Origin of the sequence: Butyrivibrio sp. VCD2006 (genome assembly GCF_000423925.1) — a bacterium.
GTDB lineage: Bacteria > Bacillota > Clostridia > Lachnospirales > Lachnospiraceae > Butyrivibrio.
Genome location: NZ_AUIX01000001.1, coordinates 210,876 through 236,086, shown reverse-complemented (window position 1 = coordinate 236,086; position 25,211 = coordinate 210,876). Strand labels below are relative to the sequence as shown.

Annotated in this window: 20 protein-coding genes; 15 read left to right on the top strand and 5 right to left on the bottom strand. The window is 41.3% G+C overall.

Going from position 1 to position 25,211, the window contains the following annotated elements; genetic code table 11:
- Positions 1-19: 19 nt before the first annotated feature.
- Positions 20-1,492 (bottom strand): MBOAT family O-acyltransferase, encoded by a 1,473-nt coding sequence (locus tag G586_RS0101055; protein ID WP_026526198.1) that lies wholly within the window; start codon positions 1,490-1,492, stop codon positions 20-22.
- Positions 1,493-1,510: 18 nt separating this feature from the next.
- A complete protein-coding gene (locus G586_RS0101050; RefSeq protein ID WP_026526197.1) occupies positions 1,511-2,995 on the bottom strand; it encodes a hypothetical protein in 1,485 nt (494 codons plus the stop codon).
- Positions 2,996-3,193: 198 nt separating this feature from the next.
- Here G586_RS0101050 and fba point away from each other — a divergent pair, with 198 nt between their 5' ends.
- The 12 genes from fba (at position 3,194) to G586_RS0100990 (ending at position 17,373) form a co-directional block, all read left to right on the top strand.
- Positions 3,194-4,129 carry a class II fructose-1,6-bisphosphate aldolase gene (gene fba / locus G586_RS0101045; RefSeq protein ID WP_026526196.1) on the top strand — a complete coding sequence of 312 codons (936 nt, stop codon included), beginning with the start codon at positions 3,194-3,196 and terminating at the stop codon, positions 4,127-4,129.
- 205 nt (positions 4,130-4,334) lie between these two features.
- On the top strand, positions 4,335-4,838 hold the full coding sequence (gene greA, locus G586_RS0101040) for a transcription elongation factor GreA (RefSeq protein WP_026526195.1): 504 nt from the start codon (positions 4,335-4,337) through the stop codon (positions 4,836-4,838).
- Between the two features lie 44 nt (positions 4,839-4,882).
- On the top strand, positions 4,883-5,401 hold the full coding sequence (locus tag G586_RS0101035) for a flavin reductase (RefSeq protein ID WP_051204346.1): 519 nt from the start codon (positions 4,883-4,885) through the stop codon (positions 5,399-5,401).
- A complete protein-coding gene (locus tag G586_RS0101030; protein WP_051204345.1) occupies positions 5,359-6,021 on the top strand; it encodes a YdcF family protein in 663 nt (220 codons plus the stop codon). The genes G586_RS0101035 and G586_RS0101030 overlap by 43 nt, the downstream gene beginning before the upstream one ends.
- 48 nt (positions 6,022-6,069) lie before the next feature.
- Positions 6,070-8,241 carry a hybrid sensor histidine kinase/response regulator gene (locus G586_RS24425; RefSeq protein WP_051204343.1) on the top strand — a complete coding sequence of 724 codons (2,172 nt, stop codon included), beginning with the start codon at positions 6,070-6,072 and terminating at the stop codon, positions 8,239-8,241.
- Positions 8,238-10,247 (top strand): hybrid sensor histidine kinase/response regulator, encoded by a 2,010-nt coding sequence (locus G586_RS21260; RefSeq protein ID WP_051204341.1) that lies wholly within the window; start codon positions 8,238-8,240, stop codon positions 10,245-10,247. Before G586_RS24425 ends, G586_RS21260 begins: the two co-directional genes overlap by 4 nt.
- A 70-nt stretch (positions 10,248-10,317) precedes the next feature.
- Positions 10,318-11,904: an NAD(P)/FAD-dependent oxidoreductase gene (locus tag G586_RS0101015; protein ID WP_026526192.1), complete on the top strand. Its 1,587-nt coding sequence runs from the start codon at positions 10,318-10,320 to the stop codon at positions 11,902-11,904.
- Positions 11,905-11,961: 57 nt separating this feature from the next.
- Positions 11,962-13,158 carry an FprA family A-type flavoprotein gene (locus tag G586_RS0101010; protein ID WP_026526191.1) on the top strand — a complete coding sequence of 399 codons (1,197 nt, stop codon included), beginning with the start codon at positions 11,962-11,964 and terminating at the stop codon, positions 13,156-13,158.
- Between the two features lie 163 nt (positions 13,159-13,321).
- Positions 13,322-14,350 (top strand): glycoside hydrolase family 5 protein, encoded by a 1,029-nt coding sequence (locus G586_RS0101005; protein WP_026526190.1) that lies wholly within the window; start codon positions 13,322-13,324, stop codon positions 14,348-14,350.
- 63 nt (positions 14,351-14,413) lie between these two features.
- Positions 14,414-14,848, top strand: a complete 435-nt coding sequence (gene dtd, locus G586_RS0101000) for a D-aminoacyl-tRNA deacylase (RefSeq protein WP_026526189.1) — start codon at positions 14,414-14,416, stop codon at positions 14,846-14,848.
- A 35-nt stretch (positions 14,849-14,883) separates the two neighbouring features.
- Complete coding sequence (locus G586_RS21255; RefSeq protein ID WP_196811522.1) at positions 14,884-15,747, top strand: putative sugar O-methyltransferase; 864 nt, start codon at positions 14,884-14,886, stop codon at positions 15,745-15,747.
- A gap of 393 nt (positions 15,748-16,140) precedes the next feature.
- Positions 16,141-17,373 (top strand): hypothetical protein, encoded by a 1,233-nt coding sequence (locus tag G586_RS0100990; RefSeq protein WP_026526188.1) that lies wholly within the window; start codon positions 16,141-16,143, stop codon positions 17,371-17,373.
- Between the two features lie 71 nt (positions 17,374-17,444).
- Here the strand turns inward: G586_RS0100990 and G586_RS24420 are convergent, their stop codons facing one another.
- Both G586_RS24420 and G586_RS0100980 read right to left on the bottom strand, forming a co-directional pair.
- A complete protein-coding gene (locus G586_RS24420; protein WP_051204337.1) occupies positions 17,445-19,283 on the bottom strand; it encodes an ABC transporter ATP-binding protein in 1,839 nt (612 codons plus the stop codon).
- Positions 19,280-21,085 carry an ABC transporter ATP-binding protein gene (locus tag G586_RS0100980; RefSeq protein WP_026526187.1) on the bottom strand — a complete coding sequence of 602 codons (1,806 nt, stop codon included), beginning with the start codon at positions 21,083-21,085 and terminating at the stop codon, positions 19,280-19,282. Before G586_RS0100980 ends, G586_RS24420 begins: the two co-directional genes overlap by 4 nt.
- A 602-nt stretch (positions 21,086-21,687) precedes the next feature.
- Here G586_RS0100980 and G586_RS0100975 point away from each other — a divergent pair.
- Positions 21,688-21,966 carry a GIY-YIG nuclease family protein gene (locus G586_RS0100975; protein WP_026526186.1) on the top strand — a complete coding sequence of 93 codons (279 nt, stop codon included), beginning with the start codon at positions 21,688-21,690 and terminating at the stop codon, positions 21,964-21,966.
- A complete protein-coding gene (locus G586_RS0100970; protein WP_026526185.1) occupies positions 21,938-22,579 on the top strand; it encodes a trimeric intracellular cation channel family protein in 642 nt (213 codons plus the stop codon). The genes G586_RS0100975 and G586_RS0100970 overlap by 29 nt, the downstream gene beginning before the upstream one ends.
- 700 nt (positions 22,580-23,279) lie before the next feature.
- On the opposite strand, the gene G586_RS0100960 is transcribed toward G586_RS0100970, so the two are convergent.
- Positions 23,280-24,143 (bottom strand): LysR family transcriptional regulator, encoded by an 864-nt coding sequence (locus G586_RS0100960; RefSeq protein WP_026526184.1) that lies wholly within the window; start codon positions 24,141-24,143, stop codon positions 23,280-23,282.
- A 230-nt stretch (positions 24,144-24,373) separates the two neighbouring features.
- On the opposite strand from G586_RS0100960, the gene G586_RS0100950 reads away from it, so the two are divergent.
- Entirely contained in the window at positions 24,374-25,144 is a 771-nt protein-coding gene (locus tag G586_RS0100950) for an EFR1 family ferrodoxin (RefSeq protein WP_026526183.1), read from the top strand.
- Positions 25,145-25,211 lie beyond the last annotated feature (67 nt).

The following is a 25,211-nucleotide window of genomic DNA, read 5'->3' as shown; positions in this document are numbered from 1 at the left end:
TAAGTTACCGTTTAGATTTTTAGAATGATGAATAAATGAATGAAGCGGCATCGTAACCCGGGCCCCATACGCCGCAGGTCACGATAAATAGGAATGCGGCAACATATACTATCCAGCGTATCCACAATGTCTGCTCGGTTAATACTTTGCGGATGGAAATGCCCTTGTAATTAAGGATATCAACAAATGTCAGTACGAGTAGTGCCACAACAAGAAGTCTTATATCCGCTTCAGCAAGACCTAAATTGAAAAGTGTACCATCGAGTAATACCCAGGGCTTTAGCTTCCACATGTTTTTAAGGATATATCCTGCAGCCTTGAAGGAAGGCGCTCTGAAGAAAATCCAGCCGATGTTCACAAGCATAAATGTAACTACTGTGTTGATCAATTTTATTGCGAAGCCCTGAGGATCAATGCTCAGCTTTTCGATAAGGCTTTCTCTAAGAGACTTGGTAAGTATTCCTATTACCTGATACAGTCCGTGGAGGAGCCCCCAGAAAACGAAGGTCCATGCAGCTCCGTGCCACAATCCACTTATGGCAAAGACGATGCATATGTTGATAAGCTTTCTCACATAACCCTTTCTGTTTCCTCCAAGTGGAATATAGAGGTAATCTCTAAGCCATGATGAAAGCGATATATGCCATCTTCTCCAGAATTCGGGAATCGAACGGGACAGATAGGGCTGTTTGAAGTTTTGCATGATATCAATACCCATTATCTTGGCTGAACCTATGGCTATGTTGGAATAGCCGGCGAAGTCGGTATAAATCTCAAGGGTGTAGAAAACTGTCGCCAGAAACAAAAGAGTTCCGGAGTAGTTTTCATAAGATTTATATATATGGTCCACCAGAACTGCCAGTCTGTCGGCGATTATTATCTTCTGGAAATATCCCCACATCATAAGGAGAAGGCCATCACGCATACTTTCATAAGAAAAGCTCTGAGGCTTTTTAAACTGAGGGAGCATGTTGCCTGCTCTTTCGATAGGACCCGACATAACCTGCGGGAAGAATGATATGAAAAGTGCAAGTCTAAAGTAGTTCTTTTCGACTTCAATTTTTCCCATATAGCAGTCAGCGAGGTATCCGATTGCCTGGAAGATGTAAAAGGAAATACCGATGGGAAGCGCTATCTTGGCTGCAATTTCTAGGGGCTCAAGGCCCATGGCGCTCTGGAGACTCTTAACTGTTTCCAAAAGAAAGCCGGTATATTTGAAATAGCCTAGTGTCAGTAGAAGCAGCACGATGCCTGCTATAAGAACTGGCTTTTTCTTTTTTTCTGAATCGGCAGGGGTATCAAGAAGTATTCCTGCAATATAAGTGATAACAGTAATAGCGATGAGCAGGATAAGGAGTTTATGACTGAGCTTGTAGTAGAAAACCCAGCTGGCAATCAGTAGCCATATGTATCTGATTTTCTTAGGAATAATGAAGTATACAGATATAGTTATTATCAAAAACAGTAAAAAGCTAAGTGAAACGAATTGCATATCATCCTCCGCTTGGAATTATCTCTGGTCGTAATCATAGGTAAAGTGATCGCTTGTGTAGTACTGATGGTTGGTACAAACACCGTTTGAGAAGAAAAGGAGCTGTACATCAGCATATGCGTGATCATCAGAGTAAAGGAAGTTATTCTCGGTATCTCCATTTATATAGAGAACACGATAGATGTCACTTGCGGGAGAGTATGAGAAAAGACCATCCGCTGTGTCTATGTAAAACTCCTGGTCTGAATCTCCTGCAAAATCAGTGATCACACCGTGATCTGATATAAGCATGTATGAGCACTTTGCGGCAGCAGCCTGATCAAGCTTTTCGGTAGCACCAAGGGAGTGGAGCTGTCTTAAAAGTGTTGCGTCGGCATAAACTGATGATGCCCCTCTTATGGAGACTGAGTAGGTTCTGTCTGAGCTATTGAGCTGAAGCATCATAAGCTGTGTGTAAAGATCATCATTTCCTTCGCATTTTGCAGCAAGTTCAGCATTGAAATCTCCGAGGTATCCGTTCCAGTTATCATATCCGGAATCCTCACGGTGATCGGTGAGAGGACAGTTTTCAGCGATAAAATTGCCAAGGCAGGCTGTAATCTTCTGACATCCAAGGACATTCAGATGCCCGGGATCCTCCATATCGGTATTGATGTCTATGAGACCCGGAATCTCCAGCATATTAAGTGAAGGAACACCATATTCCGCAGCAATCTGGGTGGCCGTGTGAGCAGCTGCCTGATTTTCATACATTGCAAGGAAAGGAAGAGTTACTACTACAACCTGTATATTTCTGCTCTGACATTCTTCGATGATTCTTCGAAGATAGGTAGTTCCGACAGTTTCCTGCTCTAAAAATCCTGCGCCATAGTCAACGTAGCTGTATTCAGCTGAATGGGTTCCGTATTCCATAACAGCGCCCATCATGCGGTTTACGTCGGCATCCTTTGTGAAACGTTTGAAATCCTCTGCGCCAAGCTCCTTCCATCTGTCGTGATAAACAATGAAGTCAGCAAAATATGGATATTTCTCATCGCGATTCTGGAACATGTCGTTTATAGCATGGTATTTGGTTTTACTTAAGGGAAAGCGGTCGATGTTCAAATGAAGCTCATCACTGCTGACGTTGGCATTAGGATCATCTATGTAGCGAACGTCGTTTTCAAGCATATATGAATCAACTACTACAAGATCCGGGGTACAGTAATCGAGAGCCAGCATCATCTGCCAGTAGCTTGATAAAAGAACACTTCCGTAGCCTCCGAGATTATATGCAGTATATCCGTGCTCTTCAAAGAGCTGGAGCGGATTCACGCCGTTGATCACATGTGATGAACCGAGTAGAAAAGCATCTATATGATCCTTTTTTGCTTCCTCGAAAAATACCTGATTTTTATTGAAACTGGATTTGCGTTCCACAAGAAGAGTTACCCCGAAAAAACAGGTAAACAGTATTGCAAGAAAAACCAGGGTTTTTATGATCAGTGAAGCTTTCTTATTCACTTTTTTTCCTCCAAACAGGTAAAATGGATTTTTTTATAGAAAGAATTTTACTAAAAGAAATTCTACGCTTTATTGTAACATAAAAATCCTTTAGAAAAAGCCATTCTATCAGCAAATAATGATTGTATTTATCGCAATAATTGAGCTATAATATTCCTAGTGTTTTGTCAACAATATTTACGAAAGGTGGTAAAAATTATGCCATTAGTTACAACGACTGATATGTTCAAAAAAGCATACGATGGTGGATATGCTGTTGGTGCATTCAATATCAACAACATGGAGTTCATTCAGGCTATTACAGAGGCTTGTGACGAGCTTAAGTCCCCCGTAATCCTTCAGTGCTCTGCAGGCGCTATCAAGTATGCACAGTTCCCTTACCTTGTAAACATGGTTAAGGCAGCTGCTGAGTCTACATCTATTCCGATCGCTCTTCACCTTGATCACGGTGCAAGCTTCGAAATTTGTAAGGAGTGTATCGACAACGGATTCACATCTGTTATGATCGATGCTTCTTCAAAGCCTTACGAAGAGAACATCGAGCTCTCTAAGAAGGTTGCTGACTACGCTCATTCTAAGGGCTGCACAGTTGAGGCTGAGCTTGGTACTCTTTCAGGTGTTGAGGATGATGTTAATGTTGCTGATGATGCAGCACAGTACACAAATCCCGATCAGGTTGAGGACTTCATGAAGCGTACAGGCGTTGATTCACTGGCTATCGCTATCGGAACAAGCCATGGTGCATTCAAGTTCAAGCCCGGCCAGGATCCCAAGCTTCGTCTTGATATCCTTGAGGAAGTTGTTAAGAGACTTCCTGGATTCCCGATCGTTCTTCATGGTTCTTCAGCAGTTCCTCAGAAGTTCGTTGGAATCATCAATGCTAACGGCGGCGCTATGAAGGATGCTATTGGAATTCCGGATGAGCAGCTTCGTGCAGCAGCTAAGAGTGCAGTCTGCAAGATCAACATCGACTCCGATCTTCGTCTTGGTATGACAGCAGGTATCCGTCAGCACTTTGCTGAGCATCCTGAGCACTTCGATCCTCGTCAGTATCTTGGCGACGGCCGCGCTTATGTTAAGGAAATCGTTCACGACAAGATCATCAACGTTCTTGGTTCTGACGGTAAGGCTTGATAAAAGCGAATATATAAAAAGATTAAGGCCTGCAGGAAACTGCAGGTCTTTTTTTTGTCTTTCCAACCATCTTGCGCCTTCCCCCCTGGGGGAAGGTGTCTGCGAAGCAGACGGATGAGGGGAATAGTTTACGATTTCTTAATTTTCATTTTGCTACTATATCGTGTAAAATTAGTATATATGCTTAAAAGGAAGGTCTAAAATAATGCACAATCAACTTACAAAGAAAGATATCGAAGACATGGAGGCGGAGATTGAGCACCGCAAGGCCGTTGTCAGGAAGGAACTCCTTGAGGATGTAAAGGAAGCAAGAGCTCAGGGAGACTTAAGTGAGAATTTCGAATACTATGCAGCTAAAAAAGCCAAGAATCAGAATGAAAGCAGAATAAGATTTTTGGAGAGAATGATCAAGACAGCTGAGATAATAGATGACTCAAGCAAAGAAGACGAAGTGGGAATGAACAAAACTGTCACTGTTCGTATGGAAGATGATGGAACAGAGGCGACATATAAGATTGTTACTACCATGAGAGGAAATGCACTAAAAGGACTGATCAGCATAGAGTCCCCGCTTGGTAAACAGCTTATGGGACATAAGGTGGGAGACAGACTCACTATCGAAGTAAATAGCGACTACAGCTATGACATTACAATACTTAAAATCGAAAACACAGAGCTGACGGAAGAAGATAAACTGAGAGATTTCTAACTGGAATCTCTTGCAACGAGCACCCCAGACAGGAGGACGTTATTATGGCAGATTTACATGTTTTTCAACCGGTTAACTTGGATGATATTCTGGAGGGAGCCTTTCGCTTTGGTGGCGAAACATGGGCTTTACTTACTGCCGGAGATGAAGAGAAGGTAAATACTATGACTGTAGCCTGGGGCGGACTGGTCTATGTCTGGGAAAAGACATGTGCCATAGTATATGTCAGAGAGAGCAGATATACGAAGGAGTTTATCGACAAGCAGAAGAAATTCTCCCTTTCGTTCCTTAATCATTCGGAATACAGAGGACTGAAAAAATATCTTGGGACCGTTTCCGGCAGAGATGAGGATAAGATAGAAAAGGCTGGATTACATGTAAATTATTTTGAAGACATTCCTTTCATTGATGAAGCGGATAATGTAATTGCATGTAAAGTCTTATACAAGCAGCTGATGAAGGAGGAAAACTTTGTAAATGGTCGTCTTATAGCAGATCATTATGCAAAGGGTGATTATCATTGGATTTATATAGCGGAAATAAAACAGGTAATGATCAGATAAAACCGGCGAATGCGGCTTCTTTCGATGAGATAGGAAGGTTCATATTTGTTTCCGATGAGCCCAGAGAGGCCGACCTTATTCTTATCCCGGGGGCTCCGGTGAAGGAGCTTGCGGAGCACGGAGCATATCTTTGGAAGAAGGGATACGCTAAAAAGGTGCTGGTCACCGGAAAGTTTTATATGACATACGAATCCCTCGAGGATGAGTTTAATAAGTTTTCAGCCAGTTCCGGAGACAGAGGAAATAGTAAAACGGAAGCTGAGTTTTTATCAAAGCTCATGATTTCTGAAGGGGTCGATAGGGATAGCATAATCCTGGAGGAGGAATCTACAAATACCTTTGAAAATGCCAAGTTTTCAAGGGAGATTATCGAAAAAGAGCTAAAGGGGGAAAATATTAAGCGGATTATTCTATGCTGCCAGGCTTTTCACGCAAGACGGGCACTTATGACGTTTCAGTCAGAGCTTCGCGACATAGAGATTATAGTTTGTCCTGTGGTGACACGTGGCTTAAGTATAGATACCTGGATGGACAATCTTAAAAATTTTAATCTTGTACTTTCAGAGCTCAGCAAATGCGGAGAGTATTTTATGGGAGAGCGGATGTACGAGCTAAGATAGCCAAGGGGGACTATCTAACACGGTGCGCTATTTTCATGAGGGGTTAATATGCGTAGTGCCAAAAAGTCAAAATGGACAGTGCCGATAGTCATTGCTCTGCTTTTTATTATTTTGATTTTACTGGTTAATACTATTCAGAGCAGATTTATCTATAGTGATCGAATGGTTCAGCTGACTACTTATTATTCTCAGCTGGAGTCTGTTATTACGACCAGATTTACGAGACATTTCAAATTACTCAGAAGCTGGTCGTATCATCTTGAACATGAGAAAGAATCCGGAATCGGAAATTTCACTAATTACATTTCTACTGAAAAAAGAATATGGGACATTGAACAGATTTTTCTGTTTGACGCTGAAGGGAATTATGTTGATACCGAAGGGCTGACAGGCACAATTGACGAAGACGAAGAGTTTTTGGAGCGCTTAAAGACTGTTGGTGACAGACAGGTATCTCATATTATAGGATCCAACGGAAAACGTCTGGATCTGTTTGTGCTTAGCGTAAAGCCAGGAAAATTCGATGGCTTTTCTTATCGTGCCATTGGCCTTGGGCTTGATTCGTACCAGATGAAGAGCCGCTTATCCGTAAAAAGAAGTGATATGGCGGGCTCTCTTAATTATCTTGTGGATCAAAATGGTAATCTCATTATCACATCGGTAAAACAATCCCGTGAAAAAGAGAATATTGTCCAATACGTTACAGAGAACGGAACCATGCTCTATGATCCGATCGGTGATGGCTTAGCAAAGGAAGTTGAAGAAAGAAAGACCGGAGTTGTTGTCATGGAGGTTGATGGGATTACTTACTATGTAACCTTTATGCCCTGCGGAATGGCTGATAGTATGCTCGTCTGCCTGACTCCGTCTGCTTCTGTTGACAAAAGCATAGACCAGGTAAAAAAGGTCAACAATATTCTACTTATCATAGCATTTGCAATTGTCCTGATAGTTATTATTGTGCTGATGAGATACACATCCATGCAGGAAATGCTGGTAGTGGCAAATTCGGCAAATGATGCCAAGACAAGATTTCTTGCGAACATGTCCCATGATTTCAGAACTCCCATGAATGCCATGGCGGGGTATCTTACGCTTATGAAAGAGAATGCGGATGATCCTGAAAAGGTTAAAGAATATGGGGAAAAAGCGGAGTATGCCCATCGCAATATGCTTAATATGATCAATTGTGTGCTTGACCTTAGCAAAATGGAGCAGGGTGGTGATGAGGTTGATTATGAAAGATTTTACCTGAGTGATGTTCTTACAAAGGTAGATAAAGAGATGCGGGCCCTCACGGATAACAGAAAGCAGAACTTCACAATAGACAGAAGCAAAGTGAAGGAGGATGCTTTTGTCGGTGATGCTCTGAAACTGGAAATAATTTTGAAAAATATTATTCAGAATTCAGTTACTTATACAGATGATGGTGGAACGATCAGCCTCGAAGTATATCCTGAAAATGAGGGCGATGAAGAGAGACTAATGCTTGCATTTAAGATTTCAGATAATGGAATCGGCATGAGCAAAGAGTTCATTGAACATGTTTTTGAACCGTTTAAGAAGGAACAGAGGAAGAATGCAACAAAGGAGCAGGGGACCGGCCTTGGACTTACTGTTACCAGAATGATGGTTGAAATGCTTGGAGGAGCCATAACTGCCGAGAGTGAGATAAACAAGGGCAGCACCTTTATGGTAAGGGTTGCATTTGATATTGCAAAGAAGACGGAGCTTGAGGAAATAAAAGAACTCGAAGAAGTTTTAGAGAGTGGAAATCAAAAGGAAGATCAGGAAGAAGTAAGCGTGTTTGAGGGCATGCGTTTTCTTGCTGCGGAGGATAATGAGCTCAACGCGGAAATTCTCGTTGAAATACTTAAAATGAGAGGCGCTGAGCTTGTGGATGTGGCCGAGGATGGCGAGAAGGCTGTTGAGATGTTTAAGGATAAAGGAGCAGGATATTACGATATGATCCTTATGGACATACAGATGCCGAACATGGATGGATATGAGGCAGCAGCCACTATCAGAGCTCTTAAGGACAGCGGAAGAGAGGATGCAGGTAAGATACCTATTATAGCAATGAGTGCCAATGCATTCAGGGATGATATAGAAAAAACCAGTGAATCCGGAATGGATGCCCACATACCGAAGCCGATAGACATAAAGCTTTTTGAGAATACGGTCAGGGCGTTTAAGGTTAGGGGGCATGAAGTCCTATGAGTGAGAGCAGAGATATTTTTATGGATCAACAGAGCAAATGTAAAGAATGGTTTTTTGATTTTCTTGTAAAGCAGCAAAGGACAGTTGCAGCCATTTTTTCAGGTAAGGATTACAGAGTTATATTTTTGACTGAAAATGCAGAGAAAATTCTTGGTGTACCAAGAGAGAGTATCTGCGATGATATTCGTGTTCTTCTAAGGATGGGAATAAAGATAAATAAAACGGATGCTCCTGCTCTTGAAAAAATCGCGAAGCTGCCGGTTGGTCAGACAATCGAAGCGGAAATACTTGAGGCTATAAATCAGGAGACCGGTGAAATCATGTATTTCAGAGGGAGTATAAATCATTCACCCCAAAGTGGAGGGGACTGGTATCTCCTTATATGGATTGATATCACGGACGAGGTTAAGAGAAATCAGCAGATGGAAGACATGATAGCTGTTGCGAAGGCTGCAAATGATGCAAAAACAAGCTTTCTTGCAAATATGTCCCATGATTTCAGAACTCCCATGAATGCCATAACGAATTTTAATCTTCTTATAGCAAAGAACTCGGATAATCCTCAGAAGGTAAGAGATTACACCCATAAGATTGGACTGTCCTGCCAAAATCTGTTGTCTCTGCTAAATGATGTTCTTGATATGAGCAAAATCGAGAGTGGCAAGACAGATATAAACAGTGAGGAGTTTGCCCTTGGACTTCTTTTGGAGGAGGTCAATTCAGTTGTAGCATTTCAGGCAAAGAGCAAACAGCTTGACTATCGCATGTATTCGACCGGAATGCAGCAGGATACTTTTATAGGTGATAAGAAAAGGATTAATGAGGTACTGGTAAATATTCTTGGAAATGCTGTCAAATACACTCCTGAAGGCGGAAAAGTCACTTTTTCAATAGAAGAGGAGAAGGTTGGAAATGGCAATCTGTGGGAGCTCAGATTTTCAGTAAAAGATAATGGAATCGGTATGAGCAAAGAATTCCAGGAAAAGATTTTCGAAGCGTTTACCAGAGAAGAGAAGGAAGAGACAACCGGAATTCAGGGAACTGGTCTTGGAATGGCGATCACAAAGAGTCTTGTTGAGATGATGGGTGGCACGATTTCAGTAGAATCCGAGGAAGGTGTGGGATCTAATTTTATAATCACCTTAAGACTTCCCGGAGTGAGACAGGAAAGCGGAGACTTCTGGAAAAATCATAATCTTAACAGAGTCCTGGTGATTGATGATGATATGAAGGAATGCAAGAATGTTGAAGTTGCACTTCATGATACCGGACTTGAGGTATTTTTCTGTACAAGCGGTTACAAAGCAATAAAGCTCATTGAAGCAGGAGATGATGACGGGAGAGGCTTTGATATCATTATCATTGGTATGATGATAAGGAGTCTTAGCTGTTTTGAGATCGCGGAGTATGTGAATAAAAAGAAATTAAAGCATAAACCGAAAATGATTCTTCTTACGGATGATTGGGAAGAAATAGCATCAGACGCAAGAGAGGCAGGAATCTTTGACTTTATTCAGAACCCGTTCTTCCTGTCGACGTTTATGCAGCTTATGGAAGATATTGTAGGCAGAACAAGCTTGGGCAATAGTGACGAGAGACGGAGTATCCTTAAGGGTATGAGGTTCCTTGCCGCTGAGGATAATGACATTAATGCGGATATTTTATCTGAGCTAATGGGTATGGAAGGCGCATTGGTTGTTAGAGCTTCAAACGGTCAGGAAGCAGTGGAGATGTTTGAAAAGGCGGAGCCCGGCTATTATGACATGATACTTATGGACATTCAGATGCCGCTTCTAAATGGCTATCAGGCTACCAAGGCAATAAGGAAACTGAATAAGGATGGAGCTACCGAAATACCCATCATTGCTATGACTGCGAACGCTTATGCCGATGATGTTCAGAGAGCGCTTGACTCCGGAATGAATGCACATGTGTCAAAGCCCATAGATATGAAGCTTGTGGAAGCAACAATTGCGTCACTAAAAGAAAATAATCAGTCGACATAAATTATTAATAATGATAAAATTACACTATTGTGAAGATAGTAAATTAAGATAGTGGAGAGCAGATTTAAAAATGAAGAAAGCATTAATCATAGGTGCCGGCCCTGCAGGTCTTACGGCAGCATATGAGTTACTTACAAAGTCAGATGATATCGAGGTTATCGTTTTTGAAGAGACTGACAAGTTTGGAGGTATTTCCAGAACTGTTGAATATAAAGGAAACCGCATGGATATGGGAGGACACAGATTCTTCTCCAAGGTTCCTGAAGTTAACCAGTGGTGGGACAACATGCTTCCCAGACAGGGTAGCCCGTCCTATGACGATATAGTTTTGAAGCGTGCATCAACTCTTGCAAAGGGTGGTCCTGATCCGGAGATAGAGGACAGGGTTATGCTCAGAAGAAATCGTATCTCACGTATTTTCTTCAATGGCAAGTTCTTTGATTATCCTATTTCATTGAAGGTTGAGACTTTCACAAACATGGGTCTTGGCACAACAATTGTTGCAGGCTTTTCATACATTAAGGCACTTTTGTTTAAACGCAAAGAGAATTCACTTGAGGACTTTTATGTAAATCGCTTCGGTAAGAAGCTTTACTCCATGTTTTTCGAGCATTATACAGCTAATCTTTGGGGAAGACATCCCTCAGAGATAGATCCCAGCTGGGGCGCTCAGCGTGTTAAGGGCGTATCTATTATGGCTGTTCTTGCCAATGCGTTTAAGAAAAAGAGTGGTAAGACAGGCGGAAAGGTTGAGACTTCTCTTATTGAGGAGTTCAGCTATCCTAAGCTCGGTCCCGGTCAGCTTTGGGATGTTACAGCATCCGAGATCAGGAAAAAAGGTGGCACAATAATAACAGGTGCCAAGGTCGTTAAGATCAATAAAGACGGAGATCATCTCACAGGTGTTACTTATGTGAAGGACGGTGAGAATGTTACCGTTGAGGGTGATTATGTTATTAGCTCAATGCCTGTAAAGGATCTTGTAGCAGGTATGAATGATGTTCCTGCTGATCCTGCAAGAATTGCTGCAGGACTTCCTTACAGAGATTACATGACACTTGGTGTTCTTATTCCGCACCTTAATCTTGTGAATAAGACAAACACCAAAACTATCGGCAATATTGTTCCTGATAACTGGGTATATGTACATGATCGTACAGTATCCATGGGACGTTTTCAGATTTATAATAACTGGTCACCTTACCTTGTTAAGGACATCGACAAAACCGTATGGATGGGACTTGAGTACTTCTGTAATGAAGGCGATTCCATGTGGAGCATGACAGACGATGAGTTTGCCAAGATGGCAATAAAGGAGATGGTAAAGATCAATCTCATCGATGAGGAGAGTGAGGTCATCGATTACCACGTTGAGCGTGTTAAGAAGGCTTATCCTGCTTACTTCGATACATATGATGAGATGGACAAGCTTGTTGATTATCTGAACACTATTGATAACCTTTACTGTGTAGGTCGAAATGGTCAGCACAGATATAACAACATTGATCATTCGATGTGCACATCCTTTGAGACTGTTAAGAATATTCTCAGCGGTACAAGGGACAGAAGCAACATCTGGAGTGTTAATACAGAAAAAGAATATCATGAATCCACAGAGGAAAAGAGCCCTGAGGATGAAGAGATAGAGATAGACTGATTTATATTATAAGGGCGCCAAAAACTGGCGCCCTTATTTAAAAGAAGGAGGCAAACAATGATCAATTTCAGAGAAATTACTGACAACACTTACTGGGTTGGCGGAAGCGACAGAAGGCTTTCAAGATTTGAGAATATCTTCCCGCTTGAGAACGGCGTTTCCTATAACAGCTATGTAATACTTGATGATAAAACCGCTCTTTTTGATACGGCTGATATCTCTATATCTGATCAGTTTTTGGAGAATGTCAAAGGGGTTCTCGGAGACAGAAAGCTTGATTACCTCGTGATAAACCACATGGAGCCCGACCATTGTTCACAAATAGCAACGGTTGTAGCACTCTATCCTGATGTAACTCTTGTGGGTAATGCTAAAACGTTTACTTTCCTTTCTCAGTTTTTCCCGGAGCTTGGCGCTCAGAATAAAATAACGGTAGCTGAAGGCGATACATTGGAGCTTGGAAAGCATACTCTCAGTTTTGTTATGGCACCTATGGTTCACTGGCCTGAGGCAATGTTTACATACGATCAGGCTACAGGAGCTCTTTTCAGTGCAGATGCATTCGGAACCTTTGGTGCAATAGATGCCGGCATATTTGCTGATGAGTATGATTTCGAAAAAGACTTCCTTGATGATGCCAGAAGATATTATGCTAATATTGTTGGAAAATATGGTATGCAGGTTCAGGCAGTTCTTAAGAAGGCAGCAGGTATTGATATCAAGCTTATCTGCCCGCTTCACGGACCTGTATGGAGAGAGAATATCGGCTGGTTTATTGATAAATATCAGAAGTGGAGTACATACACTCCCGAGGATGACGGAATAGTAGTTATCTACGGAAGTCTGTACGGACATACCGAGAGTGCGGCTCAGAAGGCTGCAGCCATGATTCGTGAGCAGAGTGGCAAAAAGGTCAGTGTATACGATGTTTCACAGACACACACATCCGTACTGATCTCAGAGGTATGGCGCTGCAGTAAGATTGTGCTGTTTTGCCCAACATACAATAATGGTATTTATATTCCGATGGAAAATTTCCTGTCAGACTGCGCAGCACTTACTGTTCAGAACAGAACATTTGCTCTTGCACAGAATGGTACCTGGGCTCCCGCTTCAGGTAAGCTTATGACAGAAAAGCTCTCTGCACTTAAGAATGTGACTATTGTTGAACCTATGCTCACAATTAAGAGTGCACTTCATGAGACAGATGAGCCCGAGCTTCATGCTTTTGTTAATGCTGTTGTAGAGGCATAAAGCATAAGCTGTGATTTCTGTGGATTTGAGACTTATCTATTTGGCAATTCGCATAATTTTGACAAAAATAGTATGTTTTTAGTATAAAAATACCAATAATCAGTAATAAAATAGTCACCTGAAGTTTTCTATTTACAAATAATTTGCTTAAGGAGATAACGAAATGAAACAGTTCCCGGGATTTTCACATGGAATAAACCTTGGAGGATGGCTCTCACAGTGCGATCACACCAAGGAGAGATATGATAATTTTATTACTGAGAGCGATATTGAAAAGATTAAAAGCTGGGGTCTCGACCACATAAGAATCCCGGTTGACTATGATCTTGTGGAGGATAAAGAAGGTAATTATAAAGAAGATGGCTTTGGCTATATTCAGAAGGCCCTTGACTGGACTGAGAAATATGGCCTTAATACCGTACTGGACCTTCATAAAACCTTCGGATACAGCTTTGATAATGGCGAGCAGGAAGCAGGCTTCTTTGAAAATGAGAAGTATCAGGAGCGTTTTTACAAACTTTGGGAGCAGTTTGCAAAGCGTTTTGGTAAATATGAGGACAGACTTGCATTCGAACTCCTTAATGAAGTTACAAAGAAGGAGTATTGCGACACCTGGAATCGTATTTCCACGGAATGCATTAAGAGAATCAGAGTTTTTGCTCCTACAATAAAGATTCTTGTCGGTGGCTACTATAACAACAGTATTGTTGCTCTGAAGGATATCTGTGCACCCTATGATGAGAATGTGGTATATAATTTCCATTGCTATGAGCCACTGGTATTTACTCATCAGGGAGCAGCATGGATTGATACAATGGATGTGGATTTCAGAATGCCTTTTGATTCCACATATCGTGAGTATGATGACAACGCATTTGCTCAGCTTGGTAACAGACCTGAGGAGATGAAGGTAGACGATCCTGACAGGAAGCTTGGAATCGAGTACTTCGAGCAGTATATGGAGGAGGCTGTAAGAGTAGCAGAGGAGAGAAATGTTGCTCTTTACTGCGGAGAGTATGGAGTTATTGAAAAAGCAACTCCCGAGGATGTTCTTAAGTGGTATACTGCTATAGGTACATGCTTTAATAAGTACAATATTGGCCGTGCAGCATGGAGCTACAAGGAGATGGATTTTGGTCTTTCGGATGCGCGTATGGATGGCGTTCGAGACGATATACTTAAGCTTATGTAACTAATCTTAGACTTCCCCTTGTGATCTTTTATTAGTGCAGGCAGAGTCTGATAAGGGGGATATATGAGAGCTGTTTTGACAAGAGTTTTGTCTGCTTCCGTTACAATTGACGGGCAGAAGGTATCAGAGGTAGGAAAAGGATTTTTGGTACTTCTTGGTGTAAAGACCGGGGATACCGAAGAGCAAGCCAAAAAGATTGCTGATAAGATCTGTGGGCTTAGGATATTTGAAGATGATAATGGTAAGATGAACATTAATCCTAAGGATGCAGGAGCAGAACTATTGATTGTCAGTCAGTTCACATTGTATGCCGATTGCAGCTCCAGAAGACCCGGATTTACAGATGCTGCAAGACCCGAGATATCAGAGCCGCTTTATGAGCTTGTAGTTTCTGAGTGCAGAAACAGAGGTTTTGAAGTTCAGACCGGAGTATTTGGCGCTGATATGAAGGTGGAATCTGTCAATGACGGTCCTGTTACTATTGTACTGGATGTATAATGGTGAAATATATAGGGGAAGGTATAAGAGTAAAAATGGCAACTTTTTATGAAAGAGTTCAAAAGAAGCTGGATAACAAAATTCTAGCAAAACATATTGGAAATAGTTCAGGCGGGAGCAGTGTTTCTGACGATGGTAAATATCCGATTTTCTGCAAGGTTGCAAGTCAGAATGGATTTATGTTTAACCATTTCAGAAGAAATGAGATTTATAATCTAATTCTTGATCATTTATCATTTGAGCAGGGACAGCAATATCTTGACGAGCTTAAGAAGAAAAGCGGCTTTGATAAAATCTCAGAGAGAATTTCAGAGTACGTGAAAAATGATACCGTAGGATCACCCAGAAAATATGTATATAACATAGGTGGCAGAGAGGTAAGCATTTCTCCGACAACTCTTCGATACATTAAGGTCCTTTATGATTTAAAGGAGCTGTTTGATATGGACAGTATAAAATCTGTTGCTGAGATCGGGGTAGGTTATGGCGGACAGTTCAGGATTATAAGTGCTGATCATCCGATGAATGCATATTATCTTATTGATCTTCCCGAACCTCTTATGTTGGCAAAGAGATATACCGGTAAATTTGCCGGCACGGAAGCTGCAAGATTTGTTGACGGAACCACTATTAAGGACTCAGATGTGGATAGTTGTGATCTCGTTATGAGCAATTATGCTTACAGCGAGCTTGTCCGTGTGATTCAGGACAGCTATTTTAAAAAAGTCATTAAAAAAGCAAGACATGGATATCTGACATGGAATCTTGAATCTGAGAGAAAAATGGATGGATATACTGTTAAAGAGTTCACTGAGAAATTAGAGGCTCTTGGCAGAGAGGTGAAGATCCTTGAGGAACATCCGCTAACAGCCGAGGGCAATTGCCTTATTGTATGGTAAAAAAAATATTATGATCATTTTAGGACGAGCGATTTTTGATTGCTCGTCCTTTTTATTGCAAACATTCTTTCTATATATGACTTTTTCATGGTCTAAATGTTAAGAGAATATGTACCCTGTGTAATTTTATTTCATTACTAAAAGCATTAAGGTGATTCTTTTATTCAATAAAAATATGGACTTTTCATAGATTAAAAAAATATAAACTTCAAAAGTTCTTGTTAATACTGAAATTGAGACATCAAAAATGAGTAATGAAAAAGGTTCTTGATTAGAATTTTATCTGAATTTTTAGCGAATCTTAATCGATTTGTGCTTTTCGTGAGGTTATAGTGTGTTCGAGGAAAAGAAAAGCCTTTGAAATTTAGTTGTACACGATTGGGGGATATTTTTATGATGAAAAAAACAACATTTTCACTGTTAATGATGTTTATGTGTTTGCTTCTGCCGCTTCAGGTAAAGGCTGAAGAAACAGAGATTACGGATGCTCAATATACTGATAAATTTGAAAAGGTCAGTGATTATGCTCAGTTTAGAGAGGATAATGAGTCACTTCTTGAAAATCCGATCTGGATTGAGGGAATAGCAAAGAGCTATGACGATAATGCTAAAACCATAATAATAAAGACGGTTGATGGTAATTGGGCTGCTTACTGCGGAGATAGCGGGAACGACCGGTATTATGAACTGGTACAGGAAATGGTAGGCAAACAGGTTCGTGTATTCGGAAAGTATACCGGTATATCAACTGATCTTGGAATACCTGAAATAACATTTATCGACAAAAATATATATGATCTGCCTTGCAGGTTGGAGAATGATGATAACAGCTTTAGATTATTCTATGGAGATTATGTATATGAGAAGCCGGAATATGATGATAGTTGTACTTATGGTATAGCAACTTTTGATGTTTCAAGGGACTTCAAAAAGGAAGAGACCGATGCTACACTTTTCTACTATTATTCAGATGATATACCGGCATTTATGATGATTCACACGGATGATCTGACAGACCCTGCTTATGATAATAACACTGATGAGGAGCTTCTTAAGATCTTTGGAAATCAGTTCTTAAAGTCATCTGATACTGAGATACTTAAGAAGGAGACTGAGATAAATGGCAGAAAGGGCCTGCTATGCGAGTCAACCTTTGTCTCTGAAGATTGTCCCTGTCCAATGAGTTCGTATTGTTATATGACGATCATAGACAGGCATTTCTATTACTTTGGAAGTACCCAGCCATATCTTTCTTCGGAAACTTATAAAGAGATTCTGATGGATACTGTAAATAGCCTTAGGGTAGAAAATCCGAGGCAGGTTAAAGTATCTACTGAAGGTGAAAAGAAGCATCCTTCAGTGAAAGAAATTGACGGACTTTATGCGATGACAGTCGAAATTACAGGTGCATCAGGAGTATCTAAGACAGAAACAGGACAAAATCTGTATTTTGGAGAGGATATTCTTAATGATTATGATGAGGAATCCGGTATAACCACTGTAAGCTGGGATGGCATTGTAATGATGCTCGTTTTCGACTATGACGATCAGGGAAATGTTATTTGTCATGGAACCTTGTCATCAAACAATGCAATTGGTTCGATTGTGGGAATGAAGACGAACTAAATACTTAATTAAATTATAGAGGCTGTTATCTCGGGTCATTTCGGGATAACAGCCTTTTTTATAAATGATTTTTATGATGCGTTATAGTCTGTATAATGATTTGCCTGGGCATTCCACATTTCCGAATATTTCCCGGGAATGCTGACTAGTTCATCATGAGTGCCCTCCTGAACAATCTGGCCCTTATCCATAACAATGACTCTGTCACAGAATTTGCAGGAATAAAGCCTGTGGCTAATGAAAATGGTTGTCTTATTAGCTGATATTTCATTCATCTTTGTGAATATCTCATATTCTGCATAAGGGTCCAGCGCAGCTGTGGGCTCATCCAGGATGAAGAGGGGAGAATCCTTGTAGATGCCCCTTGCTATGGCGATTTTTTGTGCCTCACCTCCGGATAGATCACAGCCGCCATCATCGTAGTCTTTGAAAAGAGGTTGCTCCAGCTTCCTGTCAAAGCTTTCTACTCTTTCTTTCATTCCTACTTTTTCAAGAGCATTCCAAACCTTTGCCTTATCGCATAGAGCACCGGCAGAGATATTATTGCCTATAGGTAGCGAGAGCAGACTAAAGTCCTGAAAAACAACCGAGACAGGAATATTCCCGATAGTTATGCTTCCATTTGAAACATCGTAGAGACCGCAAATCAGTTTGACCAGCGTTGTTTTTCCTGATCCGTTAGCACCTACTATTGCAACTTTTTCACCGTCAGAGATTTTTAGTGAAACATTATTTAAGGTGTTATTCCGGGAACCGGGGTATTTGAAGGAGACGTTATCTACTACGACTTCTCCTTTACCTGTTATGTCTGTTTTTGAAGCGGAAGCGTTTTCTTCGTCAAGTGATACGTAGTTAAAATATCTGATGAGGTGCTCGTTGTTGTTTCTAAGGTCTGTAAATGTCATGGAAAAATCCGTTAAGGCCTTTATCAGCATGGTAACCGCCGCATATACAAGAAGTACATTACCTATGCCAATACTGCCGTTCATCGCTTTTGCGCCTACAAGGATATATACAACACCTCCGGTAATGGCGCTGAGAAAAAGAAGGACGCCGTTACCCATGCTGGATGCGTCTTTTTCTCTCTTATCTCCTTTTGAAAATGGTATATAGCACTTGTCCAGAACTTCTTTTAGTATGAGGCTTTTCTGGTGATAAAGGCGAACATCCTTGGCAGATTTATCATCTGAGAGGTATTCAAGTTTGTAATAGCCTGAATAGCGGTTATACTTTGCACCATTTAAGAATACATCAAAGGATACGTCAAATATTTTGGCTGTCATTTTTGATGATATGAAAGCGGAGATAAGTATAACCAAAGCTAATACAAAATATCCCCATACGGAGTTTGCAAAACTAAACATCGATCCTGAAAAGCCTAGAGTTGTGCCTTCGATTCCGACATTAAGCGCAAGAATAATTATGCTGATAACTCCTGAAATAATGGCATTAAATATTGATCCACAGTCCCAGTACAGACTTCCCATTCCAGCACCGGAGCAATCAATACTTCCTGAGACTTCATCCCTGAGGGCTCTTATTTTTTCGTTTTCAAGAAGGGAGTATTTCATGGCGTTGGCTTTTTCGTTAAGCCGTATCTCGTGAGCCGGGAAGAGTTGATTGTAGCCCACATTAATTTTCTTATTTAAAATTGCGGATAGCACACTTAAAAGCAGTGTAAGAGAAATAGATACAGCTATATATGTAATAAGTGCGGATACTCGCCTTAGTCCGCTAAGCTCGCTGATAACCATAGAGGTCATGTATATTCCTATATAGGGTATTATCATTGAAATAAGAGAGGCTATGAAGAGTAGCCTTAGCTGCCTCGGAAGAAATGTGCCGAATTCTATCATGCCCCGTCTTATGAGTTTTAAGTCTTCTATAAGTGTTCTGCCATTTTTTCTCATATAGCTTCTTCCTTTCCTTCAAGATAATATTTGCTCTGAACCATGTACATATCGTGGTACATTCCACCTTTTTTCATAAGCTCATCATGTGTTCCGATCTCTTTGATTCTGCCGCCATCTATCAGTATGATACGGTCACAGAATCTGGTGGATGATAGTCTGTGAGATATGAAGAATGAGGTCTTATCTTTTGCCAGCTGATGGTACTGCAAATAGACATTCTGTTCGGCGATAGGGTCCATTGCTGCTGTGGGCTCATCGAGAATCAATATTGGCGAGTCCTTATACACAGCCCTTGCGAGCAGGAGCTTTTGAACCTCTCCTCCGGAGAATTCGGTTCCATTCTCGGTGATATGCTTAACAAGGGGAGTTTCTATTCCATTTTCAAGTGACGAAATCTTTTCCTCGAGACCGACTATTGATATGATCCGCGAAAGTTTTGACTCGTCAGCTTCATCATCATTCATTATGATATTTCTTTTTATGCTTACAGGTAAAAGAGCTGAATCCTGAAATACAGCGGAAATACTGTCAGCAAAAGCATCAAAGGAAACAGAATCCGTTTTTACGCCATCAATCAGAATCTCTCCTGTCTTTGGATGTAATAACCCGCATATTAGTTTTATCAGAGTGGTCTTTCCTGCTCCGTTTGAACCGACTATAGCAATTTTTTCTCCTGGATTAACCTTCAGATCAATGCTATTAAGTACAGGAGTCTCATCATTATATGAAAAAGATACATTTTTAAGTTCAATAGAAGGAGCGGAGGTGAGTTTAAGACTTTCTCCTGAGGATACATTTTCATCTGGAAGATCCAGGAATTTCCTGAAATCAGTGACGTCATTATCAGCCTCTCTAAAGGCCCCCATACCTGAAGTTATCTCTGAGAGAAACTCACCAAGGCCGCTAACGGCAGCAGCGTAGAGCGCAAAAGCTCCTATAGTGATACGGCTATTAAGGGCCAGCCATACAAGAGCGGCATAAACAATTCCATCACGCAGAAAAACAATAAGGCTGTTTATTATAAGGACATGCATCTGATAATCCTGAACTTTTTCATCTATCTGCTTCATATCAAGTCTTGCAAAATTAGTCATTTCAGTTATCCATTGCCGCATAGAGTAGATTCGAATGTCTTTTGCAATGCTAAGACCTCTTGTGTTGTAAGCAAAATAGTTCATTTTGCGCTCCGCTCTGGCTACGTCATCCTTAAGGAGCTGTTTCTTTTTTTCGGCGCTTAGAGTTATAAGAAGGCTGAAAAAATAGGTGATCAGCAAACAAATAAGAACCAGTGGATGCACGTTTACAAGCAAAATGGCATATATTGCAAAACCGATAAAGCTTACACTAAGATCGATCAACCTTGGGATATAGGTGCCTATTCCCCATCTGGTTGTTCCCTCAAGCATGAGTCTTGCCTTGCTTGAGGACTGCTTTCCCAGCTTTGATGTGAATGTTTCATAATCCATGGTGGAAACCTTTTCTATCCACAAGCGGTTTAATCTAATGAGCACGAAGGAGTTCATACTGTGTTCCATGGTGTTTTTGGCTAATAGTTCCAGGATCGAGGTTGCTGCCATGGCAGCAGTTATTAAGACTATGCGAACAAGGAAGGCTTTCTCACTCTCGAATCCTTCAATGGAGTCTATGATAATCTTAGGAATGAAAATCGTAACAAGGGATTTTAAGATCCTTGAAGGAATAAGAAGGATTGCAAATAGGAATCCAATCTTGTCAAAGCGCAGGTATTCATTGCTGTAAAAGCACATGTTTTTTAGAAGAGAATATCTCTTTTTATCCATTAAATAATTGTCCTCCGATTAGTAGATAAAGATTATGTGGCAGGATTTTATTAAGCAGTTTTGCTACAAAAATAAAAATCCGCCTGCGCTGCGCAGACGGATACAAATCTATCATCATATGCCGATTTTAATATCAGAGGTCGAAATAGAACCCTATTAGCATCAAAATAGCGATGCTATAACGTCAATCGACTAAAGATTTCTCGGATATGCTATAGAATAATCTGATCCAAAATAAGGAGTATGCTCCTTAAAAATGCGCAACACAAAATAGCCCACAACAGGGCAATGCTAAAATAGGATCAAAATTATCTAATACGCATAACGAGCATCTATGATACCTCCCAAAATACAATTCAATCTATCTTCAATATTTGCATTTTTGAGTTTGATAGTCAACAAAAAATATTGCGATAATTGTGTAATGATTCAGAATAATAATTAGCTGACATGAAATCATTAATTTATGTATTGGTAATTTTTCTGTATTATAATCATAGTGAATTTTAGGAGAAAGAAGCCATAAATAAGTGCGGTAATAGCTTAGATTATGGTTGTAGATAAATTAATGATTTGTATAAAATTAATTTATGGTAGGGAATATGAATTATACATATATAGTTGAATGTGCAGATGGAACCTTATACTGCGGATGGACGAATAATCTTGAAAAACGGATTGCCGAACATAATGCAGGGAAAGGTGCCAAGTATACAAAGCCAAGGCTTCCTGTTAAGCTAGTGTATTATGAGACCTTCAGTACTAAAGAGGAGGCTATGAGCAGGGAGTGGCATATAAAGCAGCTTTCCAGAGCAGAGAAAATTAAATTGATAGAGGAATCGGGGGAAAGAGATGTCAGTACTACTTTTGGGGATATTTGATTTTATAGGAACTGTGGCTTTCTCAATATCAGGAGCGATCACTGGTATCCATAAGAAAATGGATATATTTGGGGTGAATATTCTTGCTATTATGACAGCCTGCGGTGGAGGACTTACAAGAGATATTGTTATGGGAAGTTTCCCACCACAGATGTTTATTAATCCTTTTTATGTCATGGTTGCGGTAATAGTGGCAAACATTGTATTTCTTATAATGTATTTTCGTAAAAGTGTTCCGGATAAGTTTTTCGGAGTATATGATAAGGGATTGTTTATTTTTGATACTCTTGGCCTTGCCGCATTTATGGTCGACGGAGTAATGATAGGTGCCAATTTTGGTTATGATGATAATATGTTTCTCCTGGTATTCCTTGGGTTCATAACGGGAGTTGGAGGTGGAGTTTTACGAGATGTTCTTGCGAACCAGATGCCTGCGATTTTTGTTAAGCATGTTTATGCTCTTCCTGTGATAATAGGAGGAATCATCATGGTGATCATACATGAGATAATGAAGACTTGGAATGTGGCCATGGTGGTAAGCTTCGTGTTTGTTATTCTTTTCAGGTTTATGGCGAGCCACTACAGGTGGAATCTTCCGAAGGTGGAGCTTTAAAATACTTTTTTATATGGAATCTTGGAATGATTTGGGGGTAGTTTGGGGATAGTTTGGGGGTAGTACTCCCTCCCATCATACTTTCAAAAACTTGAAAATTTGGATTGAGTCCGGACGGATTTGAACCTGCGGTCTCCGCTTCGCTCCGGTCGGCCCAAAACATAGTTTAACACAGATTAACATGGAATAAAAAACATAATAAGAACTTTTTGGTAGAACAAATAGTAGAGTAAAAAGCTCTTTTTTTAATCCAGTCAAAGGAGCAACTAAATGGCAATACTTAAAAATAAAACTCAGGGAAACTATACAGTAGTCTCCCAAAACATCATGAGGGACAGAAACCTATCACTAACAGAGCGTGGTATGCTTCTTACCCTTCTTTCTTTGCCGGATAACTGGAATCTGACAATGCCACAATGTATGTGGGCTGGCCGAAAGGCTGGGCGGTATTCCGTCAGGCAAAAGAAGTATGGGATGAGCTTCAGGAAGCAAGTCAAGCATAGCGTTCTCTGCTTATGCGCACTCAGTTTTTTACCACCAAGAACCCGCTCGGGACGGCGGGAAAACGACAGCCGGAAGTCCTCCTGGAATGGGATCGAACCTGTGGCAGGGTCTATGCAGCCAACTTCTGACATTGATCTCCACCATCTTCGGTTATTTCGAAAATCCCTTCTGCGCAAAGTGGGACACCTGGCTGTGTTCACTGATTCAGATTTTCCATAATATAATGAAGGAAAGCGTCTACCGGCTCCGATCGGATCGTCCGCTTTTTCCAGAACAGGATCGGGGTTGCGTCTCGGTAAGGAGCCATCGTCACAAATTTCAGTTCTTCGGCAGTCAGAGAAGGGTCGTCAAAGCAGAGCATCGGCCCCAGTCCCTGTCTGACCAGCTGGACGGCGTTATGGGCCAGGGTAAAACTGGCGGCGATGGTAATGTCCTTCGAAAGGTTTTCCGTAAGTTCCCGCTGATAAACTCGGTTTTCAGGCAGGATGAGGGATTCTCCCTCCAGATCTTCCGCTTTTATCGTATTTTTCCTTGCCAGAGGATGATCAGCCCTGACCAGAATCCCCCAACGGGCTTTCTCAGGAAATTCCAGGCTTTCACAGGATTCCAGATCCACGGACCGCGTGATCAGCCCCAGATCCAGAACGCCCTTCTCCACGTCGTCGCGGATCTCCTCCGCGTTTCCCGATAGAATATGGAACCGGATTCCTGGCTGCTGCTGCCGGAAATCCTTAATATAGGCTGCCAGGCGGGAAAAAGCGGGGATTTCCCCCGATCCAATGTAGATATCGCCCGTAAGGGTCTCCTGCCCGGAATCCTGCTGCACGGCTTTGCTGAAGATGGTGATGATGTCTGTGGAAGCTTCGAGAAACTGTTTTCCTGCATCCGTCAGGGCGACCGCCTTGTTGGTCCGGATAAACAGCACCTTCTGAAGTTCCTCCTCCATTTCGCGAATCCGCCGGGATACCGTGGGCTGGGACAGATGCAGCTGCTCCGCTGCCCGCGTTATATTCTTTTCTTCCGCAACTTTAATAAAAATCTCAAGACTGAACAGATCCATGACTTCCCTCACTTTGCTGAAATAAACTGAGACTGCTTCTGGTATGATTGTAAAACCAGATGTTGACTGCCGCAAGACCCGCCATAGCAAAAATGTATCTCAAAGCATGTATTATTTCTATTTTACATTCCTGTAATTACATGATACAGTATGGCCATAAAAACAGCTGCTGATACCATAGCAGAGAGAAACGAGCCGAAAAGGTTCCTCCTAAGAAAGGAGTTCATCAGATGATTCTTTATTTTACAGCCACCGGAAACAGCCTGTACGCTGCAAAAAAGCTGGACAGCGAACTGCTCAGCATTCCGCAGGAATTGAAAAAGAAAAACCGGCATTACAAGGCCGACAAGATCGGCGTCGTCTGCCCCCTCTTTGAGTTTGAGATTCCGCCTATGGTGAAGGATTTCATAGCCGGCTCTGAATTCGAGACCAGTTATTTTTACTTGATCGTCACATTTGGCATGCACCACGGCGGCGTGGCCGTCCGCACCCAGGAGTTTCTTTCCTCCATCGGAAAAAAAGCCGATTATATCAATACTGTCATCATGCACGACAACGCCATCATCGTTTTTGACATGGACGAACAGCGGAAGATTGAGGATACGAAGAGAGTTGAGGAGCATCTTGCACAGATCAAGGCTGATATTGACGCAAGAACCCATTATATCCAGCCTTCACCACAGGGAGAATCAGATTTTTATAATGGCTATATCCATTACAGGGAACAGGCTGGCCCCATGTACTCCTTTCCCCTTTACCAGGTCAATGAAAAGTGTGTGGGATGCGGGACCTGCAGCCGCATCTGCCCCAGAGGCTGTATCCGCATAGAAGACAAACGGCCGGTCTACGATTACACCGACTGCATCAATTGCATGGCGTGCATACAGGCCTGTCCGGCAAAGGCCATCAAGTTTGCCTCTGTGCAGGAACCCAATCCCGAAGCCAGATACAGAAACGTCCATATCTCGCTGCAGGAGCTCATTGAAGCTAACCGCCAGTAATTTTCAAGTTTCCTGGGCAGTAATATATGCAACTATCATTTCTTTATTTTCAGCAGTTTTGTCTTTT